Source organism: Bacillus sp. LR--39, from assembly GCF_053613335.1.
The window spans coordinates 1-797 of record NZ_JBSIOT010000687.1 but is presented as its reverse complement, the minus strand read 5'-3'; the positions used below and the strand labels follow the sequence as shown (position 1 = coordinate 797).

General features: G+C 50.9%; 1 protein-coding gene and 1 pseudogene. Both read left to right on the top strand.

Annotated elements, in window-relative coordinates; translation table 11 throughout:
• On the top strand, positions 1 to 412 hold a 412-nt coding region (locus ACWHAR_RS25855; protein ID WP_452088272.1), incomplete at its 5' end, for a carbohydrate ABC transporter permease.
• Between the two features lie 15 nt (positions 413 to 427).
• Positions 428 to 797: pseudogene (gene yesR, locus ACWHAR_RS25850) on the top strand (rhamnogalacturonyl hydrolase YesR); the annotation flags it as partial.

Genomic DNA, 797 nt, shown 5'->3' with positions numbered 1-797 from the left:
ACCAATTGTCGTTCCGCAATTTTTCGGGCATGCGTTTTTTATCTTTCTGATGATCCAGTTTATCCGGACGATTCCCGAGGAGCTGGATGAAGCCGCGCGAATCGACGGATGCGGGCGCTTTGCCTGCTTTTGGCGAATCATTCTCCCGCTGATTGCCCCCGCGCTTGCGACGTCTGCGATTTTCTCCTTCTATTGGAAGTGGGAGGAGCTGATTCAGCCGCTCTTGTATTTGAATAAGCCGGAGCTTTACCCTGTTTCACTTGCGCTGAAGCTTTTTCTCGATACAGAGTCGGCTTCGAACTGGGGCGCGATGTTTGCCATGTCGGCCGTCTCGTTATTGCCTGTGATTCTTGTATTCTTTTTGTTTCAGAAATATATCGTTCAGGGCATCAGTACGACCGGATTAAAATAAAAAGGAGTGTTGCAGATGGCACAGCTTATCTTTGATGAAGAAAAGGTGACGTCGGTTATTGACCGGATCGTGAAACGGACATTTCAGATGGATTTTGCGTGGGATTGGCCGGGCGGCGTCGCGTTTTACGGCGTGGCGGAGGCCTATGAAGCGACGGAAAACGAGGAATATATCAATCTGTTAAAAACGTGGGTGGATGAACAGCTGGAGGATGGGCTGCCGCCGCTTTCAATCAACGGAGTTTCCATCGGGCATACGCTTTTGTTCCTCCACAAGGTGACGGGTGATGACGTGTATTTGGAAACAGCGGCCGAGATGGCGGAATATGTGCTGCATAAGGCGCCGCGCTTTGGCGAGGGTATCCTTCAGCATACGGTGAATGCGG